Genomic DNA, 23772 nt, shown 5'->3' on the forward strand with positions numbered 1-23772 from the left:
CAGTGAAACGATGCATCGCCGATGGTAGTGTGGGGTTTCCCCATGTGAGAGTAGGTCATCGTCAAGATTAAATTCCGAAACCCCATTTGCGAAAGCAGATGGGGTTTTGTTTTGGGCGGTCGAAAAGCCAGCAGTTCCTGCCAATAAGCCCAAACACCCTCACATCAAAACCCCTTCTCCTTGATCAACTCAATAAGCGCTCTCAACCCGGCAGGCACATGGCGCCTTCCAGGAAAGTAAAGGCGCAGCTTGTCGTAAGAGGGCGTCCACTCCTCCAGGACGCGCACCAGCGTTCCTTCAGCAAGGTCCATCGCGGCATTCCATTCCGTCAGATAAGTCAGCCCCATTCCCGCCCTGGCGGCTTGAAGCATCAATGTGGGGTTATCAAGCGTCAGTGCACCTTGTACATCCACCGCAATCGCCTCGCCGTGGCGCTCAAACTCCCAGCGATAGATCGCACCGCTTGGCATTCGACTGCGTATGCACTCATGTGCGCTCAGGTCCATGGGGCTTAAAGGCGCAGCGTGCCTCGCAAAGTAAGCAGGGCTGCCCAATACGGCGAACCGCTGAGGGCGGCTGATATCGACGGCGATCATATCTTGCGCAACGCTATCGCCCAGGCGGATCCCCGCATCGAACCCTTGAGCCACAATATCGACCAGGCGCCCTTCGGTGACGATATCCACCTTCATTTGTGGATAGCGTTGCATGTACTCCAGCAGCAGTGGCATCACCTGCTTGGCGGCACCTGCTGAAGTATTGAGGCGCAAAGTACCGCTAGGCGCGGCCTGACTGTTGCCCGCTTGTTCAAGCGCCATGCGGATGGTCGACAAGGCGGGCGTCACCGTGCGCACAAACTCCGCGCCAATCTCCGAAAGGGACACGCTGCGCGTCGTGCGATTGAACAATCGCACACCCATTCGTGCCTCAAGCGCGGCGACCGAGTGACTCAGTGCCGACGTCGACACATTCAACTCTGTTGCTGCAGCCCGAAAGCTGCGATGCCGGGCGACTGCCAAGATTGCTTCCAGCTCGTTCAATCCCGATGTGTTCATTGTCCTGAATCGCTCATCAAGTCGTTTCGGTTTGTGCGGATTATCAGATCAATCATAGTGGCTTACCGTAGGGCATACCAATTGAGTGCCTTCGGAGGCTCCATGCTTCAGATCAACCAGATCTACATCAATGGTCAGTTCGTGACGCCCCACGGTGAAGAACGATTCGATCTGTTCAACCCAGCAACGGCTGAGCCCATTGCTCAGGTCCGCCTGGCTGACGAGCACGACGCGATCAGCGCGATCAGCGCCGCCAAGCGGGCATTTCCCGAGTTTTCCCGCACGCCCAAAGCGACACGCGTTGATTACCTCAAGCGCATGCACGCCGCTGTTGCCTCTGCTGAAGCGGAACTCACGGCCGCCATCATCCTTGAGTACGGCGCGCCGTTATCGCGTGCACAGTGGATGGCCAAGCATGCCGCGAGCGTCCTGCTGGACGCCGCAAAGGTGTTGGATGATTACGAGTTTACGCGGCGCATCGGTATCGCCGAAGTGACCATGCAGCCCCTGGGCGTTGCCGGGCTCATCACACCCTGGAACAGCAATGCCGGTTTCATCTGCGGCAAGCTGGCCGCGGCGTTAGCCGCCGGGTGTACGGCCGTGATCAAACCCAGCGAAATGAGCGCCCTGCAAACCTCCATCGTCACGCGCGCATTGCATGAAGCGGGTTTGCCGCCCGGGGTGTTCAACATTGTCACGGGCCGAGGTGAAACCGTCGGTGCCGTGCTGAGCACGCACCCAGATATTGCAAAAGTCTCGTTCACCGGGTCTACCGCCATCGGCAAACAAATCTTGCGTGCCGGCGCTGAAACCTTGAAGCGAATCACGCTCGAATTGGGTGGGAAATCTCCGGTACTGATTCTCGAGGATGCCGATCTCGCTACCGCTGTACCCATGGCGATTCAAGCCGGTTTCATGAACAGCGGCCAAGCCTGTATCGCCGGCACCCGCATTCTTGTACCCGCGCACCGCCTGGCAGAAGTCGAAGCGTTGATGGTCGAGGAAGTGGCGAAAGTCCAGGCAGGTGACCCCAATGACCCTGCCACCAGCGTTGGCCCTATGGTGAGTCTCAAGCAATGGCAACGCGTCCAGCGATACATACACATCGGCATGGAAGAGGGCGCCCACTTATTGGCCGGTGGTCCCGGATTGCCAGAGGACGTCGCGGCCGGTTGGTTTGTGAGGCCGACGGTTTTCAGCCGCGTGTCGAACCAGATGACCATCGCCCGTGAAGAGATCTTCGGCCCCGTCCTGTCGATCATCACCTACAACGACGAGGAAGAAGCGCTGGCGATAGCCAATGACACGGCCTACGGCCTCCAGGCGTACATCCTGTCTTCGGATCTGCCAAAGGCCCACGCACTGGCCAAGCGCATCGAGGCGGGCCGTGTGCTCATCAATACGTTGGCTCACGAACCTCTCGCACCTTTTGGTGGGTTCAAACAGTCAGGTATCGGCCGCGAGTGCGGGACGTTCGGTTTGGAGGCATTTCTGGAGCCAAAATCCATCCTGTCCTGACAAAACAGCATGCCGTTGGGGAAATCGATGCAAAGTGTTTCTGCATTTTTGGTATGGTGCAGCACATTTTCACAAGGATTGATCTTTTATCCGCAGGACGCGGCGTCGACCTTCTTCAACGAGATGCTGTAGAAATGCCTGAACCGATACCGATCAAGGATCACGAAAAAGAAAACCGCCTGGTCAACAAGCGCCTGCTTGCCTGCGCGCTGCTGGTGATCGGCATCACCTGCGCCCTGGTCGGGCGCATGTATTTCCTGCAGGTAGTGCAGTACGACTACCACTCCACGATTTCTGAAAACAACCGTGTCCACGTATTGCCGATCACGCCGACCCGCGGGCTGATTTATGACCGCAATGGCGTCGTCCTCGCTGACAACCGCCCCAGTTACAACCTGACCATCACCCGCGAGCGCACCACCGACCTCAAGGGCGAACTGGACGCTATCGTCAGCCTGTTGCACCTGCCGGCCGAAGACCGCGCCGTGTTTGACAAGGCGCTCAAGCAGGCCCGCCATCCTTTCGTGCCCGTCACGCTGTTCTATGAGCTGACCGAAGAACAGATCGCCGTATTGGCGGTGAACGAATTCCGTTTGCCTGGCGTAGACGTCGAGCCGCAATTTGTCCGCCACTATCCATTGGGTGCGCATTTCGCCCACTCCATTGGCTACGTCGGCCGCATCAACGAGAAAGAATCCAAGGCCCTCGATTCGGTGGAGTACCGCGGCACTCAGTCCATCGGCAAGACCGGTATCGAACGCTTCTACGAATCCGAATTGCACGGCCACGTCGGCTATGAAGAGGTCGAGACCAACGCCCAAGGCCGTGTGCTGCGCGTGCTCAAGCACACCGACCCGATTCCCGGTAAAAACATCGTATTGAGCCTCGACGTCCACCTCCAGGAAGCCGCTGAAGAAGCCTTGGGCGATCGTCGCGGTTCGGTGGTTGCCCTCGACCCGCAAACCGGCGAAGTACTGGCCATGGTCAGCAAGCCGAGCTTCGACCCCAACAGTTTTGTGACCGGGATCAGCTTCAAGGAATACGCCGCCCTGCACGATTCCATCGACCGCCCGCTGTTCAACCGCGTACTGCGCGGGCTGTACGCGCCGGGTTCGACCATCAAGCCCGAGGTGGCCATCGCCGGCCTCGACAGCGGTGTGGTCACGGCGCAAACCCGTGTGTTCGACCCCGGTTACTACCAGTTGCCCGATTTTGACCACAAATACCGTAACTGGAACCACAGCGGCGACGGCTGGGTGGACATGGACGCTGCGATCATGCGGTCCAACGACACCTACTTTTATGACCTGGCCCACAAGCTCGGCATCGATCGCCTGCACGATTACCTGGCTGAATTCGGCCTTGGCCAGAAAGTGTCCCTGGACATGTTCGAAGAGTCAGCAGGCCTGATGCCATCCCAAGCCTGGAAGCGCGCAACCCGCCGCCAGCCCTGGTTCCCGGGTGAAACCGTGATCCTCGGCATCGGCCAGGGCTACATGCAGGTCACCCCTTTGCAATTGGCCCAAGCCACTGCGCTGATCGCCAACAAAGGTGTGTGGAACCGGCCGCACCTGGCCAAGACGATCAATGGCGTGCCGCCAGTGGATCAGAACCCGATGCCGAACGTGGTCCTCAAGGACCCGCGCGACTGGGAACAGGTCAATCACGGCATGCAACTGGTTATGCATGATCCGCGTGGTATCGCGCGGGCGGCCGCACAGGGTGCGCAGTACCGTATCGCCGGCAAGAGTGGTACGGCGCAGGTGGTCGCGATCAAGCAGGGCGAACGCTACGACCGTAACAAGACGCTGGAGCGCCACCGTGACAACGCCTTGTTCGTGGGCTTCGCGCCGGCGGAACATCCGAAGATCGTGATCTCTGTAATGATTGAGAACGGCGAAGCCGGTGGCCGCGTGGCGGGCCCGGTGGTCCGGCAGATCATGGACGCCTGGCTACTGGATCAGGACGGTCATCTGAAGCCGCAATATGCGACACCCGCCAAGGCGCCCGGTGATCCGCACGTCTGAGTCACACCTTCCACTCGTCCCACTGCTCCACACCTTCATGTGCCAGCCAAGGCACTTCGTGGGCCGTCCAGATGTGCGAGGTGGGCCGAACGCCAGGATCATCGTCCAGCGTCGCCACCCGCACAATCACATGGGGTTGATGCCCTCGCTCGGCCATCAGATGTGAGCCACAGCGAGAGCAGAAATGCCTGAACTTGCCCGGCGAAGATTCATACGAGGATAAAAGCGTCTCACCCTGCGTCCAGCGAAAGTGCTCACGCATCACTCCGGCGGTGGATACGAACGCCGCTGCATGCACCTTGCGGCAGCTCTCACAGTGGCAGTGGCTGATAGGCATATCCAGGCCGTCGAGTTGATACTGCACCGCCTTGCAGAAACAACTTCCGTGGAGCTGTTGATTCATCGTGCTTTACCTCAAGGGGGGAGGGGGACAATCTACCTTTTGCCGCCACACTGCGCATTAGAGTGATACAAGGCATTGCCCTTATCTTGACATTGCTCTAAATTGCGAAGCGTTCTCATTCGCGCGCAATGTCATTATGCCTCTGTCTGCTGTGCCTCACACTTCTCGTGAACCCGTTGGGCAGCTCTACGGTGATCATCACCGCTGGCTGGTCAGTTGGCTGCGTGCACGCCTGGGTTGCTCACAACAGGCAGCGGACCTGGCTCAAGACACTTTTGTCCGCTTGTTGCTGGCCGAGCGCACCCAGCCGGTGGCCGCTGAATTGAAAGAGCCCCGGCACTTTCTGGTGACGATTGCCAAGCGCGTGATGATCGACAGTTTCCGCCGCAAAGCCCTTGAGCAGGCTTACCTGCAGGCCTTGGCGGAACAACCGCAGGGTTACGCCATTTCGCCGGAAGAGCGGTTATTGATCATCGAAACCCTGCAACGCCTGGATGCCATGCTTGATGGCTTAGGCCGCAAGGCCAAGCGCGCCTTCCTGCTCTCGCAATTGCAGGGGATGCCCTACAAAGACATTGCCGAAGCGCTACAGGTATCCGTCAGTTCCGTAACCAAATACATCGCCAAGGCCACTGAGCATTGCCTGATCTTCGCGCTGGAACAATGACCGTGCCCAGCGATCCACAACGTCAAGCCCTCAGCGCGGCCGCCCACTGGGTGGCGCGCCTGGCGGCCGAGCCCGGTGATCCTGAGTTGCACGCAGTCTGGCGCACCTGGCGTGACGAAACCTCGCTGAACCAATGGGCGTGGCAGCGCGTGGAAGCTCTCCAGCACCAACTCCAATGCTTGCCCGGCGCGGTAGCGGTCAACGCAATGGACGCCGCTGACCACCAATCCCAGCGCTTCGGTCGTCGGGCATTGCTCAAGGGGGTGATGATGGGTGCCGGCGTGAGCGCCATCGGTTGGTCCGGCTACCGGCAGGCGCCGCAATGGATGGCCGACCAACGCACCACCACGGGCGAGCGCCACAGCCTGCGCCTGGATGATGGCACCCGCTTGTCCCTTAACACCGCCAGTGCGGTGGATATCCGCTACACCGCCGAACAGCGCCTGCTGATCTTGCGCGGCGGAGAAATCTTCGTAGAAACCGCCCCTGACCCGCGTCCTTTCCTGGTACGCAGCGCGCAGGGAGAGATGCGTGCCCTCGGCACACGCTTTGATGTGCGCCAGTTTGATGGCTACACGGCCATAAGCGTCCTGGAGCATGCCGTGGCCGTGCGCCCGGGCGTCGAGCCGGCAGAGACCGTCATCACCGCCGGCCAGGCCGTCACCTTCGACAGCCAGCGCATGCTCTCCCTTCGAGCTAACGACCCGGGTGAGGGCGCTTGGGCGCAGGGGCGGCTGATCGTCGACAATTGGCGGCTGGATCGCCTGGTGGCCGAACTGGCACGCTATCGCCCGGGCTACCTGGGGTGTGCCACTGAAATCAGCCACCTGACCGTCTCGGGTGCCTACTCCCTGGACGACATCGACCTGACCCTCAACGCGCTGACCCACGCCTTGCCGGTACGCCTCACTTCACGCACTCGCTATTGGACGACAGTGGTCCCGCGCGCCTGAAACTGAAAACAATTATCAACCACCGTTGTCGATTTGCTGCGCCTCGTTCGACTCCTCCTGCAAACCCCCTTTCATTCGTTTCAAACCCCCAGGAGTCAACATGCGCGCAGGGCCTACTTCAGCCGCCAACCCACCCCTTCGGTCATTTCGCAAAAAACCTTTGCAGGTCGCGTTGTTCGGCGTGTCGCTGATGGTACAAGCCGGGCTGCTGGCCCCGTTGTTTGCCAGCGGTTCCAGTGCCGTTGCCGCGAGCCAGCAAAAAACTTTTGCGATTGCGCCCGGCCCACTGGGTTCGGTGCTGAGCCGCTTTGCCAGCGACGCCGGCGTGGTGTTGTCGTTCGACTCCGGCCTCACGGCAGGCAAGCAGAGCGCCGGGCTGCAGGGGACTTACAGCGTCGAACAAGGGTTTGCCCGACTGTTGGCCGGCAGCAATCTGGCCCTGGCAGCCAATAACGACGGCAGCTATGGCCTGGCGCCACAAACCAGTGGTGGTGCCTTGACTCTGGGCGCCACCAGCATCAACGCCGAAGGGCTGGGCCTGACCACCGAAAGCACCGGTTCCTACACCACCGGTGCCACCAGCACTGCGACCAAACTGCCGCTGTCCCTGCGCGAAACGCCACAGTCGGTCAGCGTGGTCACTCGCCAACTGATGGATGACCAGCACCTGTCCACGCTCAACGAAGTGCTGGCGTTTACGCCGGGCATCAGCAGCAACCACCGCGACAGCGAGCGCTACTCGTTTTACTCCCGTGGCTTCGAGATCCAGAACTACCAGTACGACGGTATCCCGTCCCAGATCGCCAACGAATCCCAGCAGTACATCGGCCCGCTCTCGGACATGGCGATCTACGACCGTGTCGAGGTGGTGCGCGGAGCCACCGGCTTGATGAGCGGTGCCGGCACGCCCTCCGCCGTCATCAACCTGGTGCGCAAGCGTCCGACCAAAGACTTCCAGGCCCACCTTTCGGGAGAGGCGGGCGCATGGGACCGTTACCGCTCTGAAGTGGATGTGTCCGGCCCACTGACCGAAACCGGCAATGTGCGCGGCCGCTTTGTCGCGGCGTACCAGAAGCAGCGCTCCTTCGTGGACTGGTACAAGGAAGACAAGCGCGTGATGTATGGCGCGCTCGATATCGACCTGAACGACACCACCACCCTGCGCACCAGCCTGGATTACCAGAACAACGACGCCAACGGCAGCAGCTACGGGCATATCCCGTTGTTCTACAACAATGGCAGGCAGACGAACTTTTCCCGCTCATTCAACCCGGCTTCACGTTCCAGCTACATGGACAACACCAGCTACACCTTCACCACGATGCTGGACCATAAACTGGACAACGACTGGAGCCTGAAAACTGCCTACAGCCATCAGTATTCCTATCGCAAAGGGCAGGGCGCGTCCGCCAGTGGCGGCTACCCGGACCCGGTCACCGGCCAAGGCGCCGGCGCGTTCATCTATCGCCTCGACAGCTACCAGACCCAGGACACGCTGGATGTCTACGCCAATGGCCCGTTCCAGCTGGGCGGTCGTGAGCACGAGTTGGTGGTGGGCGCGAGCTCGTCGCACACCCACCTGAATTTCCCCAACTACAGCAGTACCCTGGCCGGGCAGGACGGTGATTACGGTGATGTCGACAATATCTTCAGTTGGGATGGCCGGCAGTTTGGACGCCGTTCCTACAACGAAGTCGGGGGGGCGGTGACCACGCTGCAACAGAGCGGTGTGTACGGCGCGCTGCGTTTGAAACCGCTGGACCCGCTGACCCTCATTCTCGGCACCCGCGTCAGCTGGTGGAAGCAGCTCGATGAGGTGACGAACTACGCGCCTTACTCGCAAACCACCGACAAAACCAAGAAGAGCGGGGTCGTCACACCCTACGCCGGCATTATCTATGACCTCAACGACACCTACTCGGTCTACGCCAGCTATACCAGCATCTTCCTGCCGCAGACCTTCTACAAAACCGCCAGCGGTAGCTCGCTGGCACCGCTGGAAGGGGACAACTACGAGATCGGCCTCAAGGGTGAATTCTTCGACGGCGCGCTGAACGCGAGCATCGCCCTGTTCGACATCGAGCAGAAGAACACGGCGGCCGATTCGGGTAACGATGCCAGCGGGAAAACCGTGTACAAAGCCATCGCCGGCACCACCACGCGGGGTGTCGAAACCGAGATTTCCGGTGAGATCGCCGCAGGCTGGAACGTGTTTGGCGGTTATACCTACCGCGAGTCCCATTCCAAGGACGGCGAGCGTGTGCAGGTCAACCAGCCGATCAACTTGTTTAAGCTCGGCACCTCCTATCGCCTGCCTGGCGCGCTGAACCGTCTGACCGTGGGCGGCAATGTCACCTGGCAAAGCGAGATGTATGCCACCTCGCAAATCAACTACACCGGGCCTTACTACAAGGCCGTGCAAGACCCGTTCGCCGTGGTGGGCCTTTTGGCCAACTACCAGGTGGACGAGCACCTGTCCGTGGGGCTGAACGTCAACAACCTGTTTGACAAGAAATACTACGACGGCATGGGCACGTTCAACTCCGGCTCCTACGGCGAGCCGCGCAACGCGATGGTCAACGCCAAGTGGAAATTCTGAAGGTCTAGCACTGCCAGTGCGCGGCCGAAAAGGTTGCGCATTGGTCGATGTCGCCTACTGTCAATGGAGGAGGTGACTTATGCACGTACTAGATCGCATCGAACGAAAAGTCCTGCTCAATGCTTCACGCAAACAGGTGTGGGAGGCACTCACCGATGCCGAACAGTTTGGCAGCTGGTTCGGTATCGCCCTCAAGGGCAAGGCCTTCGCGGCGGGGGAAACCCTCGAAGCGCCGATCACTTATCCGGGTTACGAGCACGTGGTCTGGAAGGCCAGGATCGAACGCATCCTGCCGCAAACCCTGTTTTCTTTCTGGTGGCACCCTTACGCGGTCGAGAAGGAGGTCGATTACGACAAGGAGACGCCCACGCTGGTCGAATTCACCCTCGAAGACCGTGCCCCTGGCATTCTGCTCCGTGTGGTGGAATCGGGGTTTAATGCGGTGCCCGAAGCCCGTCGCCAAAAAGCCTTCAAGATGAACTCCCGAGGCTGGGACGAACAAATGGGCAACATCGAAACCTACCTCAACCAAGCCTGACCTCCCCCTACACACTGTAGTGAGCGGGCTTGCCCCGCGCGGCGGCGTGTCAGGCGCATCATACTTACCAGACACACCGCCTCGCGGGGCAAGCCCGCTCACTACAAGCTGTCAGCCTTCGTGTGCCGTGGTGATTTCCAGTGTGTCGGTAAACGTCACCAGCACACTCTGCCCCACCTTCAGGTCTTTAAGCCCCGCGCGAATCTCCGGTTTTTCCACATTCAGCACCTTGGTCGCCCCCGTCGGGTTTTCCAGGGTGACCTGGTTTTTCTTCAAATCGATATGGGTGATCTTCAACTGCACCTGCACCTGGCGGAACGCCGCACCGCCCGGGTTCGGATTGTCGGCGGTCGCGCGGATCACACCGGTTTTTTCGCTGGCATCCGGGGCGCTTTTGTCGACGTCGGTGTCGAGCACGGCGGCGACCGAATGGGTGGTCAGCACTTTTACCTGATCCCCCACCTTGAGATTGCCCAGGTCCTTGGCATCCTCGCTGAGCTGCACATGCACCGGGTTGCCTTGGGCGCCAGCAAGCACCACTTGATGCTTGGCGGCATCCACCGACAACACCTTGGTGGTCACTTCATCAGCTTCAAGGGATTTGGACAGCGGGATATCGGCGGCGTAGACAAGGTTGCCAGCTGCCAGGAGTGTGGCCAGGGCAATGGCCTGGCGAAGCGTGCGAATTGCTTTCATTGAGTGGACTTCCCTGTGAGTGAAGCCCTGAGTCTAGTGGCGAGCCAGCGATGCGCAACTGCACCGGCTCGCCATCCAGTCAAACGATCAGAAATCCACCGTCGCCGACAGCTTGGCCACACGTGGATCGCCCTGGGTCAGGTAACCGCCCAGCGCCGATTCCCAGTACTTGGTATTGGCGACGTTTTCCACGGTCGCGCCCAGCGTTACATCACGCTGTTCCACCTTGAAGCTGTAGCGTGCCCCCACATCGAAACGGTTCCACGTTGGCAGGCTCAAGTTGTTGGCGGCGTCGGCGTACTGGCCACCGGTGCGCAGCATGCGGCCGTTGACCGTCACGCCTTGCAGGCCTGGTACATCCCAATCCACCCCGGCGTTGAGCTGGAACGACGGCACGCCGACCGCACGGTTGCCGTCATTGGCGCCGCCCGCGGTACCGCTGACTTCGGTGTGGATGATCGTCGCGCCGCCCAGCAGGCGCAGGCCGGCAACGGGCTCGCCGAAGACGTTCAACTCGACGCCCTTGTTGACCTGCTCACCCTGGAACACAAACGTTGCGGTGCCATCCCCGTTCAGCTCGGAGTAACCCTGGGTCGGTTGTTCGATGCGGTACACGCCCAGCGTCGCGCCATAGCTGCCCATGTCCACCTTCACCCCGGCCTCGGTCTGTTTCGAGCGGGCGGGTGCGAAGGTCTGGTTCTTGTTGGTCACGTTGGCGCTACCAAACACCGTCGGTGCAGTCGGCCCGGACGCGAGGCCTTCGATGTGGTTGGCGTAGAACGACACATGGTCCCACGGCTTGAACACCAGGCCGTACACCGGCGTGGTGATGCCCTTGTTGTAGTTGGCCGTGCGTTCGCCGGTACCGTAGGCATATCCCTGTACCACCAGTTCCTGGCGACGCAGGCCGGCGGTGAACAGCACGCGGTCATCCAGGAAACCAAAGGTGTCCGATACTGCGGCACTGCGGGCGAAGGTCTTGGCGGTAATGCCCGGGTCGTTCATGTCGCCGCCCGTGAAGCTGCCCTTGACCGGCTGCGCCACGTCGACCGGGTTGTAGATATTGCTGGCGTGCTCGGTGAAGTCGAAGTCGTAGGCATTGCGAGACTGGGTCCAGATCCCGGTCAAACCGACGTTCAGCTTGTGGCTGACCGCGCCGGTCTGGAACTTGCCGTTGAGGCCGGCCATCAGGCTGGTGTTGTCTTCCTGGTGGGCGATGCGCGAGCCGGTCACGGTGGCGTTGCCCAGCGTGTCGTTCACGGTGGTCGAGGAGTAACGCCCGATCTCGTTGGTGTGCTTGGCGCCGGCTGCAAGGTAGGCGGTCCAGTTGTCGTTGAGGTCGTACTCGCCACGCAGCATGCCGAAGGTGTCTTCGAGGCTGGTGGTCGCCCAGCTTGGCGCATAGTTGGTGTCGGCCGAAGGCGCGTCAGGAATGTGGGTCAGTGTCTTGCCGAGGAACACCGAGTTGCGCCCGCCGTTGACCTGCTGCTTCTGGTACACGAAGTCCCCCGACAAGCGCAGGGCATCACCACGGTAGTCCAGGCCCACCGAGAACAGCTTCGAACGCTGGCTCTCGTCGTCCACGCCGGTATCGCCTTCGCGCTGGGAAAGGTTCACCCGCGCGCCGAAACGGTTGTCTTCGCCGAAGCGCTGGCCGATGTCCAGGTGTTCGCCCACCCGGCCGTCGTTGCTGATGTCGGTGCTGAAGCGGCGCAGCGGCACGTCGTCGGCGCGCTTGGGTTGCAGGTTCACACCGCCACCAATGCCTGAACCGCCTGGGGTTACGCCATTGATGAAGGCATTGGGGCCCTTGAACACTTCAACCCGTTCCAGCGCGTCGGTGGACATGAGCTGGCGCGGTACGATGCCGTACAGGCCGTTGAACGAGATATCGTCGCCATTGAGCGGCAGGCCGCGAATCACAAAGGCCTGGGACTGGTTGGCATATCCCGACGCCTGGCGCACCGAGGAGTCATTGAGCAACACATCGCCGACGGTTTGCGCCTGCTGGTCGCGAATCAGTTTTTCGGTGTAGGAAGACAGGCTGAACGGCACGTCCATGATGTCCTGGTTGCCCAGCACACCCAACTGGCCACCGCGTGCCACTTGGCCACCGGCGTAGACCGGGGGCAGGGCGCCGGGTGCTGGCGCGTCGGCGTTGATGTTGGTGGCGCCCAATTCCAGGGTGTTGCCGTCCTGACTGTTGTTCGCATCCTGCGGGGTGACGGGGGCGGCAGCGTGAGCGCCAAGGCTCAGGGAGCAGCAAAGGGCGAGCAGGGTGGGGCGAAACGGCACAGAAAGTCGGGTACGGGTGGGCATGGTCGATCCTGACGGCGAACCGTCACTGTGAGGAATAGGGCAACAACGTTGCGCGTCCTCGCTGCGCGGATACGACTCCGGTGCAAATGATAGTGATTGTTATTAATGTTTTGCAACAAATTTGTCGGATTGCAGTCTGCGTGCGCGTTAACGTGCCGCGTTTGTACAGATGCCGAGTAGAATCACGCCCTGAAAGCAATTCCAGAGGTGCGGTACGGTGGATTTACAGCAGGGTTTTGTCCTGACCCGGCATTGGCGCGATACCCCGACGGGCACGGAGGTCAGCTTCTGGCTGGCCACCGACGCCGGCCCGAGGTTTATCCGACTTCCCATGCAGACGTCGGTGATGTTTATCCCCGAGGCCCACCGCAAGCCGCTGGACTGGTTGCTCAAGGGCGAGCGCGACATCGAGCTGCGCCCGCTGCAGTTGCAGGACTTTCATCATCGCCCGGTGTTGGGCCTCTACACCCGCCAGCACCGCCAGGCCATGGACGTGGAAAAGCGCCTGCGCGCAGCCGGTGTCGATGTCTATGAAGGCGACGTGCGCCCGCCCGAGCGCTACATGATGGAGCGCTTCATCACCGCCCCGGTGTGGTTCGGCGGCACCCCTGACGCCAACGGTGCGCTGTCCGAGGCGCAGATGAAGCCCGCCCCCGACTACCGTCCGCCGCTCAAGCTGGTGTCCCTGGACATCGAGACCACCGCCCAGGGCGACCTCTATTCCATCGCCCTCGAAGGCTGCGGCGAGCGCCAGGTGTACATGCTCGGCCCGCCCAACAAGGTCGACGCGGTCGACTTCAAGCTCGATTACTGCGACACCCGTGCCCAGTTGCTCGAACGCCTTAACCAATGGCTGGCCCAGCATGACCCCGATGCAATCATCGGCTGGAACCTGGTGCAGTTTGACCTGCGCGTGCTGCACGAACATGCCCAGCGCCTCAAGGTGCCGTTGATGCTCGGCCGGGGCGACGAGCCCATGGCCTGGCGCGAGCACGGCAGCCGCACGCATTTCTTTGCGGCGGCGGCGGGGCGGCTGATCATCGACGGCATCGAAGCCCTGCGTTCGGCCACCTGGAGTTTTGAATCCTTCAGCCTGGAAAACGTCGCGCAAACCTTGCTCGGCGAGGGCAAGGACATCTCCACGCCGTACCAGCGCATGGACGAAATCAACCGCATGTTCGCCGAGGACAAGCCCGCGCTGGCACGCTACAACCTCAAGGACTGCGAGCTGGTCACGCGGATTTTCGAGAAGACCGAACTGCTCAAGTTCCTGCTGGAACGGGCCAGCGTCACCGGCTTGCCGGCCGACCGCAGCGGCGGTTCCGTCGCCGCGTTCACCCACCTGTACATGCCGCTGATGCACCGCCAGGGCTTCGTCGCGCCAAACCTGGGCGACAAACCGCCTCAGGCCAGCCCCGGTGGGTTTGTCATGGACTCGCGCCCCGGCCTCTACGAATCAGTGTTGGTGCTCGACTACAAAAGCCTCTACCCGTCGATCATCCGCAGCTTTCTCATCGACCCGGTGGGCCTGGTCGAAGGCCTCAAGCACCCCGATGACAGCGAGTCGGTGGAAGGCTTTCGCGGTGCGCGTTTCTCCCGCACCCGGCACTGTCTGCCGTCCATCGTCGCGCGGGTTTCCGAAGGGCGCGAAGTGGCCAAGCGCGAACACAACGCGCCGTTGTCCCAGGCCCTCAAAATCATCATGAACGCCTTCTACGGTGTGCTGGGTTCCAGCGGCTGTCGTTTCTTCGATACACGCCTGGCGTCCTCGATCACGATGCGCGGCCACCAGATCATGCGCCAGACCCGCGCGCTGGTAGAAGCCCAGGGATATGAGGTGATCTACGGCGACACCGACTCGACGTTTGTGTGGCTGGGCAGTGCCCATTCCCAGGACGACGCCAGTCGCATCGGCCAGGCGTTGGTGCAGCACGTCAACGACTGGTGGCGCGAGCACTTGCGCAGTGAGTTCGGTCTGCAAAGCGCCTTGGAATTGCAGTACGAAACCCATTTCAGCCGCTTCCTCATGCCGACCATTCGTGGCGCGGAGGAGGGCAGCAAAAAGCGCTACGCCGGCCTGGTGGTGCGCGGCGATGGCAGCGAAGAAATGGTCTACAAAGGCCTGGAAACCGTGCGCAGCGACTGGTCGCCCCTGGCGCGGCAGTTCCAGCAGGAGCTTTATCAGCGCATCTTCCATCGCCAGCCCCATCAGGACTACGTGCGTGACTATGTGCGGCGAACCCTGAGCGGCGAACTGGACGACCTGCTGATCTACCGCAAACGCCTGCGCCGCAAACTCGACGACTACGAGCGCAATGTGCCGCCCCATGTGCGTGCCGCGCGCCTGGCGGATGACTACAACGACCGCCTGGGGCGTCCACGGCAGTACCAGCGCGGTGGCTGGATCAGCTACGTGATCAGCGTCAATGGCCCCGAACCGCTGGAAGTGCGCCAGGCGCCCATCGACTACGACCACTACGTCACGCGGCAATTGCAACCGGTGGCCGACGCGATCCTGCCGTTCGTGGACGACGATTTCAGCACCTTGGTGGGGGGGCAGATGGGCCTGTTTTAAAACGCTTGATTCGTGCGGGCGCCAGCCTGCACTCTCTGTCTCTGACGACCCTCAGACGGCAGCGCCTCCATGACCCAGATCACCCTGACCGGCACCACGGTCGAACTTCAGCCCCTGCTCCGCGACCACAAGGCCGCCTTGCTCGACGCCGCCGCCGATGGCGAACTGTGGAACCTCAAGGTCACCAACGTCCCGGGGCCGGACACGGTTGATAAGTACATCGACACCGCCCTGGCTGGGCGTGATGCCGGCACCGTCATCCCGTTCACCATCGTGCGCCGTGACAGCGGCCAGATGGTCGTCAGTACGCGGTTCTGGAAAGTCGACCGGGTCAACCGCAAGCTGGAAATCGGCCACACCTGGCTGGCGCAATCCACGCAAAAAAGTGCGGTCAACACCGAAGCCAAACTGCTGTTGCTGACCTACGCCTTCGAAGTGCTCGACTGCGTGCGCGTGCAATTCACCACCGACGAACTTAACGGAAAATCCCGCGCCGCGATCCTGCGCCTGGGTGCCGTGCAGGAAGGCATCGTGCGCCACGAACGCATCATGCCCGACGGGCGCAAGCGCAACTCGGTACGCTTCAGCATCATCGACTCGGAATGGCCGCAGGTGAAGGCCGGTTTGCAGGCCAAACTGCAACGCTAGGAGGAAAGGCCCATGTACACGCTCTATGGCATCGACGAATCCGGCTCCTGCATGATCGAAATCGCCCTGCAGCGCTGCGCGGTGCCGTGGCGACGGGTCGACGCGGCCTCGTGGGCAGAGGGCGAGGGCAGTGATGAACTGGCGCGCATCAACCCACTCAAGCAAGTGCCCACCCTGGTCACGCCGGATGGCCAGGTGCTGACGGAAAGTGCCGCGATTCTCATCCACCTCGGCCTGGAGTTTCCCGCCGCCGACCTGCTGGGCGGCAACCGTGCCCAGGTTATCCGCGGCCTGGTGTACATCGCCGCCAATTGCTACTCGGCCATCGGCATCATCGACTACCCGCAACGCTGGCTGGGCAATGTCAATGAAACGGTGCAGGCGCAACTGGTCACCGGCACCCGGCGCTACCTGCACCAGGCCTGGGTGGTGTTCGCCGACCAGTTTGCCGAGCAGTTGTTTTCTCCAGGCGGAGAGCCGAATGCGCTGGGCCTGATGGCGGCGGCGGTGTCGCGTTGGGACGAATCACGGGAGGCGTTGAACGGCCTCGCCCCGGGCTTTGCACAAACCCTGGCGCAGGTGGACGCCGACCCTGTCGTGGCCCCCGTGTTTGCGCGGCATTGGCCGGAGTGGAAGGTCTCATGATGTTTCCGTAATCAGTGGAAACAATCACCGCAGACCCAGCCCAACCCCTTGCGTAGCGGGCGTCCTGACCTACGCTTTCTTAAAGTGGTGTAGGAATCATCCTTGAATTTGACTGTCGCAGACATGAAACTCAAGAACCCTGCATGGAATTGGAAGGAGGTGCGCATGCTCATCCGGTCGCTGACCCTGGCTACCTTGATGGCTTTTACGGGGCCGCTGTTGGCCGCTGATGATATCAACCCGCTCAAGCAGGATTTGGGCAAATCACGCCCGCTGGTGGTGGTGGAGCTGGACTCCGGCAACCCGACCCTGGCCACCCTCAAGAAGCAATTGAACGAGCCCGCCACCAAGCAGTCCTTCGAAGAACGCAACATGGTGTTCTACACCGTGTCATTCGGCAGCATCGGTGCCGAAGGCGAGAAGTTCGCCAAGGACCCCAAGGACAGCAAGAAGCTCACGCCACCGGAAACCAACGCCCTGATCCGCGCCCTCAAGCTGGGTGCCGGCAGTGGTACCAAGGTGATTCTGGTGGGCAAGGACGGCGAGAAGAAAGTCGAGAAGACCGTGCCACCGGATACCCTCGACCTGAAGGAATTCTTCAGCGCCATCGACCAGATGCCCCAGGCTGAAAAAGACCTGGCCGCACCGGCCGAGCCCGAGCCTGCTGCGACGCCTCCCGCCAAAGGGGCCAAGCCTGCCAAACCGGCCAAGCCGGAAAAAGCCGGCAGCAAACCAGCCCCGCAACAACTCGACGACTGAAACACATAACACCCTGTGGGAGCCGGGCTTGCCCGCGATGACGTCGTGTCAGCTACCAAAGACTTAGCTGAACCACCGCCATCGCGGGCAAGCCCGGCTCCCACATTGGGTCTCCAGTGTTCCTTAACTTGTCGCCTTATTCCCGGCCGGTTTACGCACCGGAAACGGAAAGTAGAAAAACCGCAAGAACGCCACCCGCTTGATCACTTCCCCGATCAACAACGGCACCACTACCGCCACCACAAAACCCACGCACGCCGCGACAAACGCGTGCAGCCCCAGCCGCTCCAGCAGGTCAACCGTCTTGTGCTGGATCTCACCGTGGAAGATCAGCAGGATCAAAGTGTTCTGGCCAATGTAAGTCATCGCCCGTGTGATGACGGTCGACACCATCAGCACCCGCGCCAGTGACCAGCACGCGTACACGCCGAGCACCGCTAGCAGGCTGGTCCACAGCCAGTGGTCATAGCGCCGCTGCGCCAGGTCCATGGTGGCGTGGCTGCCGATGAACACGGCGGCGAATAGCGCCACCGAAATCACCAGCGCCAGCCACGATCCTTCGTGCCGACGCAGCCAGTCGCGCAGCAGGTAGCCGCAGATGAAGTAGGTGCTGCTGATCAGGGTGATTTCAAGCCCGAAGGGCAGGCCGGGCACCACCCAGGTCTGGCCGCCGACGCTCACCGGTACTTGCCAGAACCACGGCAGTACCCAGATGCCGATCAACAGCTGTGGCACCATCAGCAGGCAGCTCACCGGCAGTGACAGCTTCAGGCGTTGGATCAGGCGCAGCATCACCCAACTGAACAGGATCGCGACCCAGAAGTGCGGCAGAAACCACAGTGCCTGCCAGGGAATGGTGTCCACCGAGGCATACAGAACGCCGCCGATATCCGGCAGCAGGGGTTGGCCGCGCAGTACGTCGCGTACGATCACATACACCAGCATGGTGAAGAAAAACGGCTTGAGCAGACCGTCGGCCTTGCGCACCGCCATCTCCACAAACGGCTGCTCGGGCTTGAAGAACACACCGGACAGGAAAAAAAACAGCGGCAAGATGAACGAGGCAATAATCGGGTACTGCAGTTCCAGCGAATTCGCCACGAACCAACTGTGACCGTACACGATCATCAAGATGCCGATGCCCTTGGCAATGTCCATTTGAATCCAACGATGCTTCACGTGACCTCTCCCTCTCTATAAACCCCGTAGCGCGCCTCACGCCTTGCGCCACGGCTTCAACCACAGCCCCATCCCAAGCAACACCACCGCCCCCGCCAGGGTGCTCAGCCCCAGTTGCAGCCACACGCCATCAATCCGAAACAACGCCAGCGCCGCCAACCCCATCACCAGCGCACTGAGCCCCCATTGCCGCGCCCAGGGCAGGGCGCCGAGCAGCGATTGACGCTGCATCAACAGCAGCGCGGTGCAGATCACCCCGGCCAGTGCCGCCAGCGGAATACCCGGCAAGCCGAACACAAAGGGCAGGGCGCCCAGCAATACCACGTTGACCAAACTGCCGAGCAGCTCGCAACGCAATGGCTGGCGCGTGTCGCCGGCCGCGTAGGCATAACGCGCCAGCAGCGCGTTCCAGGCACCAAACACCAGCGGCACCGCAAACCAGGCCAGCAGCAACGGCAGCGGTGAATCCACCGATTGCTTGGGCAGCAGCAAGGCCACCAGGCTCGGCGCAGCGGCCACCAGGCCCACACCGGCCGGCAGGGTCAGTACGCTGGCGGTTTCCAGGCCGCGCTTGAGCAGGGCCAGGCGCTCATCGCCCTGGCGCCGGCTCATCATGCCCAGCAGCACTTGGTTGAGGCTCATCAACGCAATCAGCGGCAGGTTCATCAGCTTGCGCGCCAGGTTGACCCACGTCACCGCACCTTCACCGAGCAACGACGCCACCAGCCGCTCGATCAACGCCAAGCCCTGGCTGGCGCCGTTGCTCAGCAACAATGGGCCGATGCGTTGGCCCAACTCCCGCAGCGGTGTAAAGGACAGCTGCCAGCGCCACGGCCGCCAGCCCTGGCGCCAGATCGACGGCAGCAGTGCCAAGGGCATCAACACGCTGCCGGCCAGGCACGCCAATGCCAGAGAGTGCGGTTGCGTGGCGGTGCCAGCCAGGGCGAGGTAGGTCACCGGCGGCAGGTTGAAGAGCAGCGAGCCCAACCCCGCCAGCACAAAGCGTTCGCTGGCCTGCAACGGAATACTGAACAGCGCATGCAGCATCAACCCCGGCACGCACCAGGCCACGATCTGCAGGTTGCTACTGGCCAGGGCCGTGGCGCTGGCCGCCAAACCGGGGCCGAGTAACTGCACCAGCCAGGGCGCCAACACCGTCAGCAGCAGGCCTGTGACCAGGGCAATCAGCATCAACGCCGGGAACAGCACCGCCAGCCAATCCAGGCGATCGCCGTCCTTGCGTTCCAGGTACAACGGCAACGCGGCGGCGCTGAGCACACCACCGGCCAATGACATGCGTAACGCTTCGGGCAAGAACAGCGCGATCAGGAACGCATCGCTGCGCTCCCCCGCACCCCAGGCCGCCACCAGCAGCCATTCACGGGCGAACCCCAGGCACAGGCCCAGCAGGGTTGCCAGGGTCAGCCAGACGGCAGAGCCGAGCATGGCTAAGGCCGCACGCCGTCTAGAAGTGATTTGCCCGGCACCACGGTCTTGACCTGCGGCAGGCGTGCCGGAAACAACCGGCGAGCCTCCAGCACATTGATGCCCACCATCAGCCAGAACAGCGCCACCATCACCACGGCAAAACTGAAGTAGTGGTCGAACAACCCACTGACCAGCGCCGACAGAATCCCTGCGGTACTGCCCAGCCACAGCGCATTGTCCTTGGTCAGGCGGATCGGGCCTTTTTCCGGGCGCGCTTCACGCCACCAACGCACGGTCACCGCGACAAAAAACAGCATGCCGGCGATGCCGGTCTTGTAGATGAAGTTCAGCCAGAGGTTGGAGATCCCCAAAAAGTGCGTGCCGGGCACCGGAGGGTCGACCTTGAAGCCAATGCCGAACGGATAGGCCGCCATGGCTTGGGGGAACATGCGGTATTCGTCAAAACGCACTTCGGTACTGGCGTTGCTCGAGGAGAAAATCGTCGCCAGCCGGTCCTGCAAGGGTGGATACGCCATCACCAGCGCCACGGTCAGCGCCGCGCCGATCATCAACAAACGCCCGGTGTACGGCACACGTCGCGTGGCCATCCACATCAGCACCAAGGCCAGGCTGACCATCGCGCCACGACTACTGGCCAATAGCAAGGCGGCGGCACCGAGGCACGCCACGCCCAGGCCCAGCGCGCGCTTCCAGCCCTGCTCGGTCATGCCGAAGCAGAACGCCAGCGGCAGCAGCAACGCCATGATCCCGCCGATGGCGTTCGGGTGCATCCACGGCGAGCCCATGCGCGATGACATCGCTTCAAGGCCGAATTTGAGCATGTCGAAGTTGCCGTAGTTGAACACCGCCAGGATCGGCGCAATGCCCGCCCCTGAGCGCGTGCGCACGAACACGGCGATCGACAGCACCAGCATCGCCAGGGAACCCAGCAACAAGGCGATCACCAACGATTCGCGCTGTTTGTGCTCGGTCAGCAACTTCGCGCAGAGGAACACTGCCGACAGGCTCAGCAGCCAACGCAGCCAGTTGGCCACGCCGCTGGTGTCGGCGTGGATGGTTACTTGGCCGACGATGAACGGGAACACGCTGAACAGCATCAGCCACAACAGCATCTGGTCGGTGGGGCGACGGGTGAGGCTCGGTGTATCGGGCAGGCGCGCCAGGAAGTTGTGCCACAGCACCGCGCCCCAGGTCAGGGCCAGGATCGCCTCGCTGACCGTACTGCGAATGCCCAGGTTGACCGTGGAATAGGGCATGAAGGTGGCCACCCCGGCAAACAGCAACAGGCCCCACAATGGAAAGCGCAGGATGGTCACCGCTGCCGCCAGGCCGATCACCGCCAGGAACGCCTTGGCCGGTGACAGCGCCAGGGCGAGGCCGCCAAACAGCAGGCCGAACAGGATCGCGACGAGGCTTGCCAGGGATAGTCTCACTTCAATTCCTCGATCAGTTCGGCCAGGCGCCGACGGTACGCCTGGCGGTTGAAACGTTCGGCCCATTGGCGTCGTTGCTCGGGCGACTCTTCATCAGGCCTCTCGCACACATCCACCATCAGTTGCACCAGGGCCGGGCCGTCGGTGGGCGAAAAGCGCGGTGCCGACGGTGGGGTGATTTCATCCAACGACGTGCCACTGGCCACCGCCACCGGCGTGCCGACACTGAGGGCCTCGATCACCGGCAAGCCAAAACCTTCGGCGTAGGAGGGCTGCCACAGGCGTGAGGCCTGGCGGTAGAGCGCGTGCAGCTCGGCGTCCGACACACCGCTCAAGGCGCGTATGCCCGGCAGGCTGCGCTGGGCTTCAGGCAAATGGTCGAGGCTGCCCACCAGCACCAACTCTGGTACCGCCGGCGATTGGCGACGCGCCTGCTGCCAGGCGTCCACCAGGAACGGCACGTTCTTGCGTAATTCACGGGTGCCCACCAGCAACCAATAGCGTTCGGGCAGTTGGCGCGCGGTGAGGTCGGCTGCCAATTCGACAAAGCCATCGACCTGATTGGGCAGCACACGGATCTTGCCGGCGGCCTTGGGAAACAACCGCGCGGTTTCATCGGCGCTGTACTGCGACGGTGTCCACACCCGGTCGGCGCTGTGCACCGCGTAGGCAATCGACAGGCGATCGCTGGTCTTGTAGATCAACGCCTTCAAGCGGTTGGCGTGGTAGTTGTTCAACGTGATCTGGAACAGGTCATGCAACAGCACCACCGTGCGCAAGCCTTTGGGCTTGGGCGGCAACGGCAGGCCCATGTTGAAGGTGCTGATGTACAAGTCGATGTGCTGCTCGCGCAACGCACGCGGCAGGAAGCCTGCCTCGAAACGCAGGCGATTGTGCGGTTGGTGCATGGCAGTCTTCGCGCAGCCCCAGGCCGGGCAATGGGCCTGCAACCGGGTTTCATCGCCCAGGGGCGCCACGGTGAACCGCGCCAGCTCGATCTCTGGCAACGCACGCAGGGCATCCTCCAGGGCATACACCTGGCGGCTGATCCCTGATTGCGGCGACGTGCCGACGGTGCGGTAATCCAGGCCTACACGCATGCGGGCTCCTTTTGCTCGAGCGGCGACAGGCTGGCGTACACCTGTTCCAGCTGGCTGGCCGCCACACTCCAGTCATGGGCCCGGCGCACATAGGCGCGCCCGGCTTCGCCCATGGGCGCGGCGGCGTCGGGAAATTGCAGCAGGCGCACCACCGATTCCGCGAGGCTGGTGGCGCTCTGGCCGCCGAGGTAGTCCAGGCCTTCGACCAGGTCCAGGCCGGACACGCCTTGGTCGGTACTCGCCAGCGGCAGGCCGGCGGCCAGGGCTTCCAGCACTTTCAATTTGGAACCGCCGCCATGGCGCAACGGGGCCAGGAACACCGAGCAGCTCGATTGCAGGTTCAGCAGGTTCGGCACAAAGCCTTGCCACTCGATGCGCGGGTCCTTCCAGCGCTCGCGCCAGCTGCCCGGCATGCCGAAACCACACACGCTCATGCGCGCCTCCGGGCAGCGCTCCCAGACCTTGGGTAGGATCTCGTCCAGGGCCCATTCGATAGCATCCACGTTCGGCGCATATTCATAGTTGCCCAGAAACAATACGCGGCGTGTCGTCGGGTCGGGACGGGCCGCAGCAAAGTGATCGCAATCCACCCCATTGACCACCACCGGCACCGGTTTGCCGGCGATCTTTTCCAGCACCTGGGCGTCCGTGTCGGTGACCGCCACCACCTGCGCCGCCTGGCGCATCACCCGGCGTTCCCAGCGGGCATAGCGCCATTGATCGTAGCGAATGAACGGCAACGCCCAGCCCGGCAAACGGTCGTAGGTGGCGGCGCCGAGGGCCGACTCCACGTTGTGTTCGGTCAGCACGAACGGCTGGGATTTGCGCAGCAGCGTGTCTTCATAGGGCTGGAAGGTGTAGCTGTGTTCGATCTGCACCACGTCCCAATGCTCGTTGAGCAACTGGTTGAAGGTGTCCTGCAAGGGGCCCGACAAACCGTTCACGCTGGCCAGCAGCGGGTAGGGCGCAAACAACCCGGCCACCAGGGTCTTGAAGCTGCGCAGTGGGCGGCGCGGCAGGATGATCAGTTGTTCGAGAAACGCTTCCAGCACCTGGCGATCAGTGAGCGACACCGGGTGTTTGTCATGCAGCAGCAAGGTGATCCGATGCCCACGGGCGGCCAGGCTGCGCAGCAGGTGGAACTGGCGCGTCTTGCCACCGCTGGTGGCGGGCCAGGGGGAATAGGGCAGGATCCATAGAATGCGCATG

The 23772-nt window shown here is 62.1% G+C and carries 19 protein-coding genes; 10 read left to right on the forward strand and 9 right to left on the reverse strand.

The window, feature by feature from the left end; all coding sequences use genetic code 11:
- Positions 1-164 precede the first annotated feature (164 nt).
- Complete coding sequence (locus AC07OV_RS19630; RefSeq protein ID WP_495092798.1) at positions 165-1055, reverse strand: LysR family transcriptional regulator; 891 nt, start codon at positions 1053-1055, stop codon at positions 165-167.
- 102 nt (positions 1056-1157) lie between these two features.
- On the opposite strand from AC07OV_RS19630, the gene AC07OV_RS19635 reads away from it, so the two are divergent.
- Together AC07OV_RS19635 and mrdA are read left to right on the forward strand one after the other, a co-directional pair.
- The gene (locus AC07OV_RS19635) at positions 1158-2573 is read left to right on the forward strand and encodes an aldehyde dehydrogenase family protein (RefSeq protein WP_494999228.1); all 1416 of its coding nucleotides are present in this window, start codon (positions 1158-1160) and stop codon (positions 2571-2573) included.
- Between the two features lie 134 nt (positions 2574-2707).
- Positions 2708-4600 carry a penicillin-binding protein 2 gene (gene mrdA / locus AC07OV_RS19640; RefSeq protein WP_176999359.1) on the forward strand — a complete coding sequence of 631 codons (1893 nt, stop codon included), beginning with the start codon at positions 2708-2710 and terminating at the stop codon, positions 4598-4600.
- Between the two features lies 1 nt (position 4601).
- Here mrdA and AC07OV_RS19645 read toward each other — a convergent pair whose 3' ends face one another.
- Positions 4602-5003, reverse strand: a complete 402-nt coding sequence (locus AC07OV_RS19645) for a GFA family protein (protein WP_494999229.1) — start codon at positions 5001-5003, stop codon at positions 4602-4604.
- A gap of 136 nt (positions 5004-5139) precedes the next feature.
- On the opposite strand from AC07OV_RS19645, the gene AC07OV_RS19650 reads away from it, so the two are divergent.
- From AC07OV_RS19650 to AC07OV_RS19665, 4 genes are all read left to right on the forward strand, one after another.
- Positions 5140-5670: a sigma-70 family RNA polymerase sigma factor gene (locus tag AC07OV_RS19650; protein WP_495092799.1), complete on the forward strand. Its 531-nt coding sequence runs from the start codon at positions 5140-5142 to the stop codon at positions 5668-5670.
- A 2-nt stretch (positions 5671-5672) separates the two neighbouring features.
- Positions 5673-6623, forward strand: coding sequence for a FecR domain-containing protein (locus AC07OV_RS19655; protein ID WP_495092800.1), 951 nt, complete (start codon positions 5673-5675; stop codon positions 6621-6623).
- A 100-nt stretch (positions 6624-6723) separates the two neighbouring features.
- On the forward strand, positions 6724-9222 hold the full coding sequence (locus tag AC07OV_RS19660) for a TonB-dependent siderophore receptor (protein WP_495092801.1): 2499 nt from the start codon (positions 6724-6726) through the stop codon (positions 9220-9222).
- Between the two features lie 79 nt (positions 9223-9301).
- A complete protein-coding gene (locus tag AC07OV_RS19665; RefSeq protein ID WP_176999354.1) occupies positions 9302-9760 on the forward strand; it encodes an SRPBCC family protein in 459 nt (152 codons plus the stop codon).
- Between the two features lie 111 nt (positions 9761-9871).
- Here the strand turns inward: AC07OV_RS19665 and AC07OV_RS19670 are convergent, their stop codons facing one another.
- Both AC07OV_RS19670 and AC07OV_RS19675 read right to left on the reverse strand, forming a co-directional pair.
- Positions 9872-10456 carry a hypothetical protein gene (locus tag AC07OV_RS19670; RefSeq protein WP_494997004.1) on the reverse strand — a complete coding sequence of 195 codons (585 nt, stop codon included), beginning with the start codon at positions 10454-10456 and terminating at the stop codon, positions 9872-9874.
- 87 nt (positions 10457-10543) lie between these two features.
- Positions 10544-12775 carry a TonB-dependent receptor gene (locus AC07OV_RS19675; protein WP_495092802.1) on the reverse strand — a complete coding sequence of 744 codons (2232 nt, stop codon included), beginning with the start codon at positions 12773-12775 and terminating at the stop codon, positions 10544-10546.
- 217 nt (positions 12776-12992) lie between these two features.
- Between AC07OV_RS19675 and AC07OV_RS19680 the strand changes: the two genes are divergently transcribed.
- From AC07OV_RS19680 to AC07OV_RS19695, 4 genes are all read left to right on the forward strand, one after another.
- Complete coding sequence (locus tag AC07OV_RS19680) at positions 12993-15350, forward strand: DNA polymerase II (RefSeq protein ID WP_495092803.1); 2358 nt, start codon at positions 12993-12995, stop codon at positions 15348-15350.
- A gap of 69 nt (positions 15351-15419) precedes the next feature.
- Positions 15420-15998, forward strand: coding sequence for a GNAT family N-acetyltransferase (locus AC07OV_RS19685; protein WP_495092804.1), 579 nt, complete (start codon positions 15420-15422; stop codon positions 15996-15998).
- Between the two features lie 12 nt (positions 15999-16010).
- Positions 16011-16643, forward strand: coding sequence for a glutathione S-transferase N-terminal domain-containing protein (locus AC07OV_RS19690; RefSeq protein ID WP_176999349.1), 633 nt, complete (start codon positions 16011-16013; stop codon positions 16641-16643).
- 165 nt (positions 16644-16808) lie between these two features.
- Positions 16809-17402 carry a DUF4174 domain-containing protein gene (locus tag AC07OV_RS19695; protein ID WP_176999348.1) on the forward strand — a complete coding sequence of 198 codons (594 nt, stop codon included), beginning with the start codon at positions 16809-16811 and terminating at the stop codon, positions 17400-17402.
- A 123-nt stretch (positions 17403-17525) separates the two neighbouring features.
- On the opposite strand, the gene AC07OV_RS19700 is transcribed toward AC07OV_RS19695, so the two are convergent.
- Genes AC07OV_RS19700 through AC07OV_RS19720 form a run of 5 tightly spaced genes read right to left on the reverse strand, consistent with a single transcriptional unit; the run spans position 17526 to position 23771 of the window.
- Entirely contained in the window at positions 17526-18581 is a 1056-nt protein-coding gene (locus tag AC07OV_RS19700; protein WP_495092805.1) for an acyltransferase family protein, read from the reverse strand.
- Positions 18582-18617: 36 nt separating this feature from the next.
- Entirely contained in the window at positions 18618-20027 is a 1410-nt protein-coding gene (gene murJ / locus AC07OV_RS19705; RefSeq protein ID WP_495092806.1) for a murein biosynthesis integral membrane protein MurJ, read from the reverse strand.
- A gap of 2 nt (positions 20028-20029) precedes the next feature.
- The gene (locus AC07OV_RS19710; RefSeq protein ID WP_495092807.1) at positions 20030-21463 is read right to left on the reverse strand and encodes an O-antigen ligase family protein; all 1434 of its coding nucleotides are present in this window, start codon (positions 21461-21463) and stop codon (positions 20030-20032) included.
- A complete protein-coding gene (locus AC07OV_RS19715; protein WP_495092808.1) occupies positions 21460-22563 on the reverse strand; it encodes a glycosyltransferase family 4 protein in 1104 nt (367 codons plus the stop codon). The genes AC07OV_RS19710 and AC07OV_RS19715 overlap by 4 nt, the downstream gene beginning before the upstream one ends.
- Positions 22554-23771, reverse strand: a complete 1218-nt coding sequence (locus tag AC07OV_RS19720; RefSeq protein WP_495092809.1) for a glycosyltransferase family 4 protein — start codon at positions 23769-23771, stop codon at positions 22554-22556. Before AC07OV_RS19720 ends, AC07OV_RS19715 begins: the two co-directional genes overlap by 10 nt.
- Position 23772 lies beyond the last annotated feature (1 nt).

Source organism: Pseudomonas sp. GW821-FHT09A09 (genome assembly GCF_059418405.1).

Bases quoted from the DNA above. Each gene is read 5' to 3' on its own strand.
- AC07OV_RS19630 (WP_495092798.1), bottom strand. From the start codon at position 1,055: ATGAACACATCGGGATTGAACGAGCTGGAAGCAATCTTGGCAGTCGCC.
- AC07OV_RS19635 (WP_494999228.1), top strand. From the start codon at position 1,158: ATGCTTCAGATCAACCAGATCTACATCAATGGTCAGTTCGTGACGCCC.
- mrdA (WP_176999359.1), top strand. From the start codon at position 2,708: ATGCCTGAACCGATACCGATCAAGGATCACGAAAAAGAAAACCGCCTG.
- AC07OV_RS19645 (WP_494999229.1), bottom strand. From the start codon at position 5,003: ATGAATCAACAGCTCCACGGAAGTTGTTTCTGCAAGGCGGTGCAGTAT.
- AC07OV_RS19650 (WP_495092799.1), top strand. From the start codon at position 5,140: ATGCCTCTGTCTGCTGTGCCTCACACTTCTCGTGAACCCGTTGGGCAG.
- AC07OV_RS19660 (WP_495092801.1), top strand. From the start codon at position 6,724: ATGCGCGCAGGGCCTACTTCAGCCGCCAACCCACCCCTTCGGTCATTT.
- AC07OV_RS19665 (WP_176999354.1), top strand. From the start codon at position 9,302: ATGCACGTACTAGATCGCATCGAACGAAAAGTCCTGCTCAATGCTTCA.
- AC07OV_RS19670 (WP_494997004.1), bottom strand. From the start codon at position 10,456: ATGAAAGCAATTCGCACGCTTCGCCAGGCCATTGCCCTGGCCACACTC.
- AC07OV_RS19675 (WP_495092802.1), bottom strand. From the start codon at position 12,775: ATGCCCACCCGTACCCGACTTTCTGTGCCGTTTCGCCCCACCCTGCTC.
- AC07OV_RS19685 (WP_495092804.1), top strand. From the start codon at position 15,420: ATGACCCAGATCACCCTGACCGGCACCACGGTCGAACTTCAGCCCCTG.
- AC07OV_RS19690 (WP_176999349.1), top strand. From the start codon at position 16,011: ATGTACACGCTCTATGGCATCGACGAATCCGGCTCCTGCATGATCGAA.
- AC07OV_RS19695 (WP_176999348.1), top strand. From the start codon at position 16,809: ATGCTCATCCGGTCGCTGACCCTGGCTACCTTGATGGCTTTTACGGGG.
- murJ (WP_495092806.1), bottom strand. From the start codon at position 20,027: ATGCTCGGCTCTGCCGTCTGGCTGACCCTGGCAACCCTGCTGGGCCTG.
- AC07OV_RS19715 (WP_495092808.1), bottom strand. From the start codon at position 22,563: ATGCGTGTAGGCCTGGATTACCGCACCGTCGGCACGTCGCCGCAATCA.
- AC07OV_RS19720 (WP_495092809.1), bottom strand. From the start codon at position 23,771: ATGCGCATTCTATGGATCCTGCCCTATTCCCCCTGGCCCGCCACCAGC.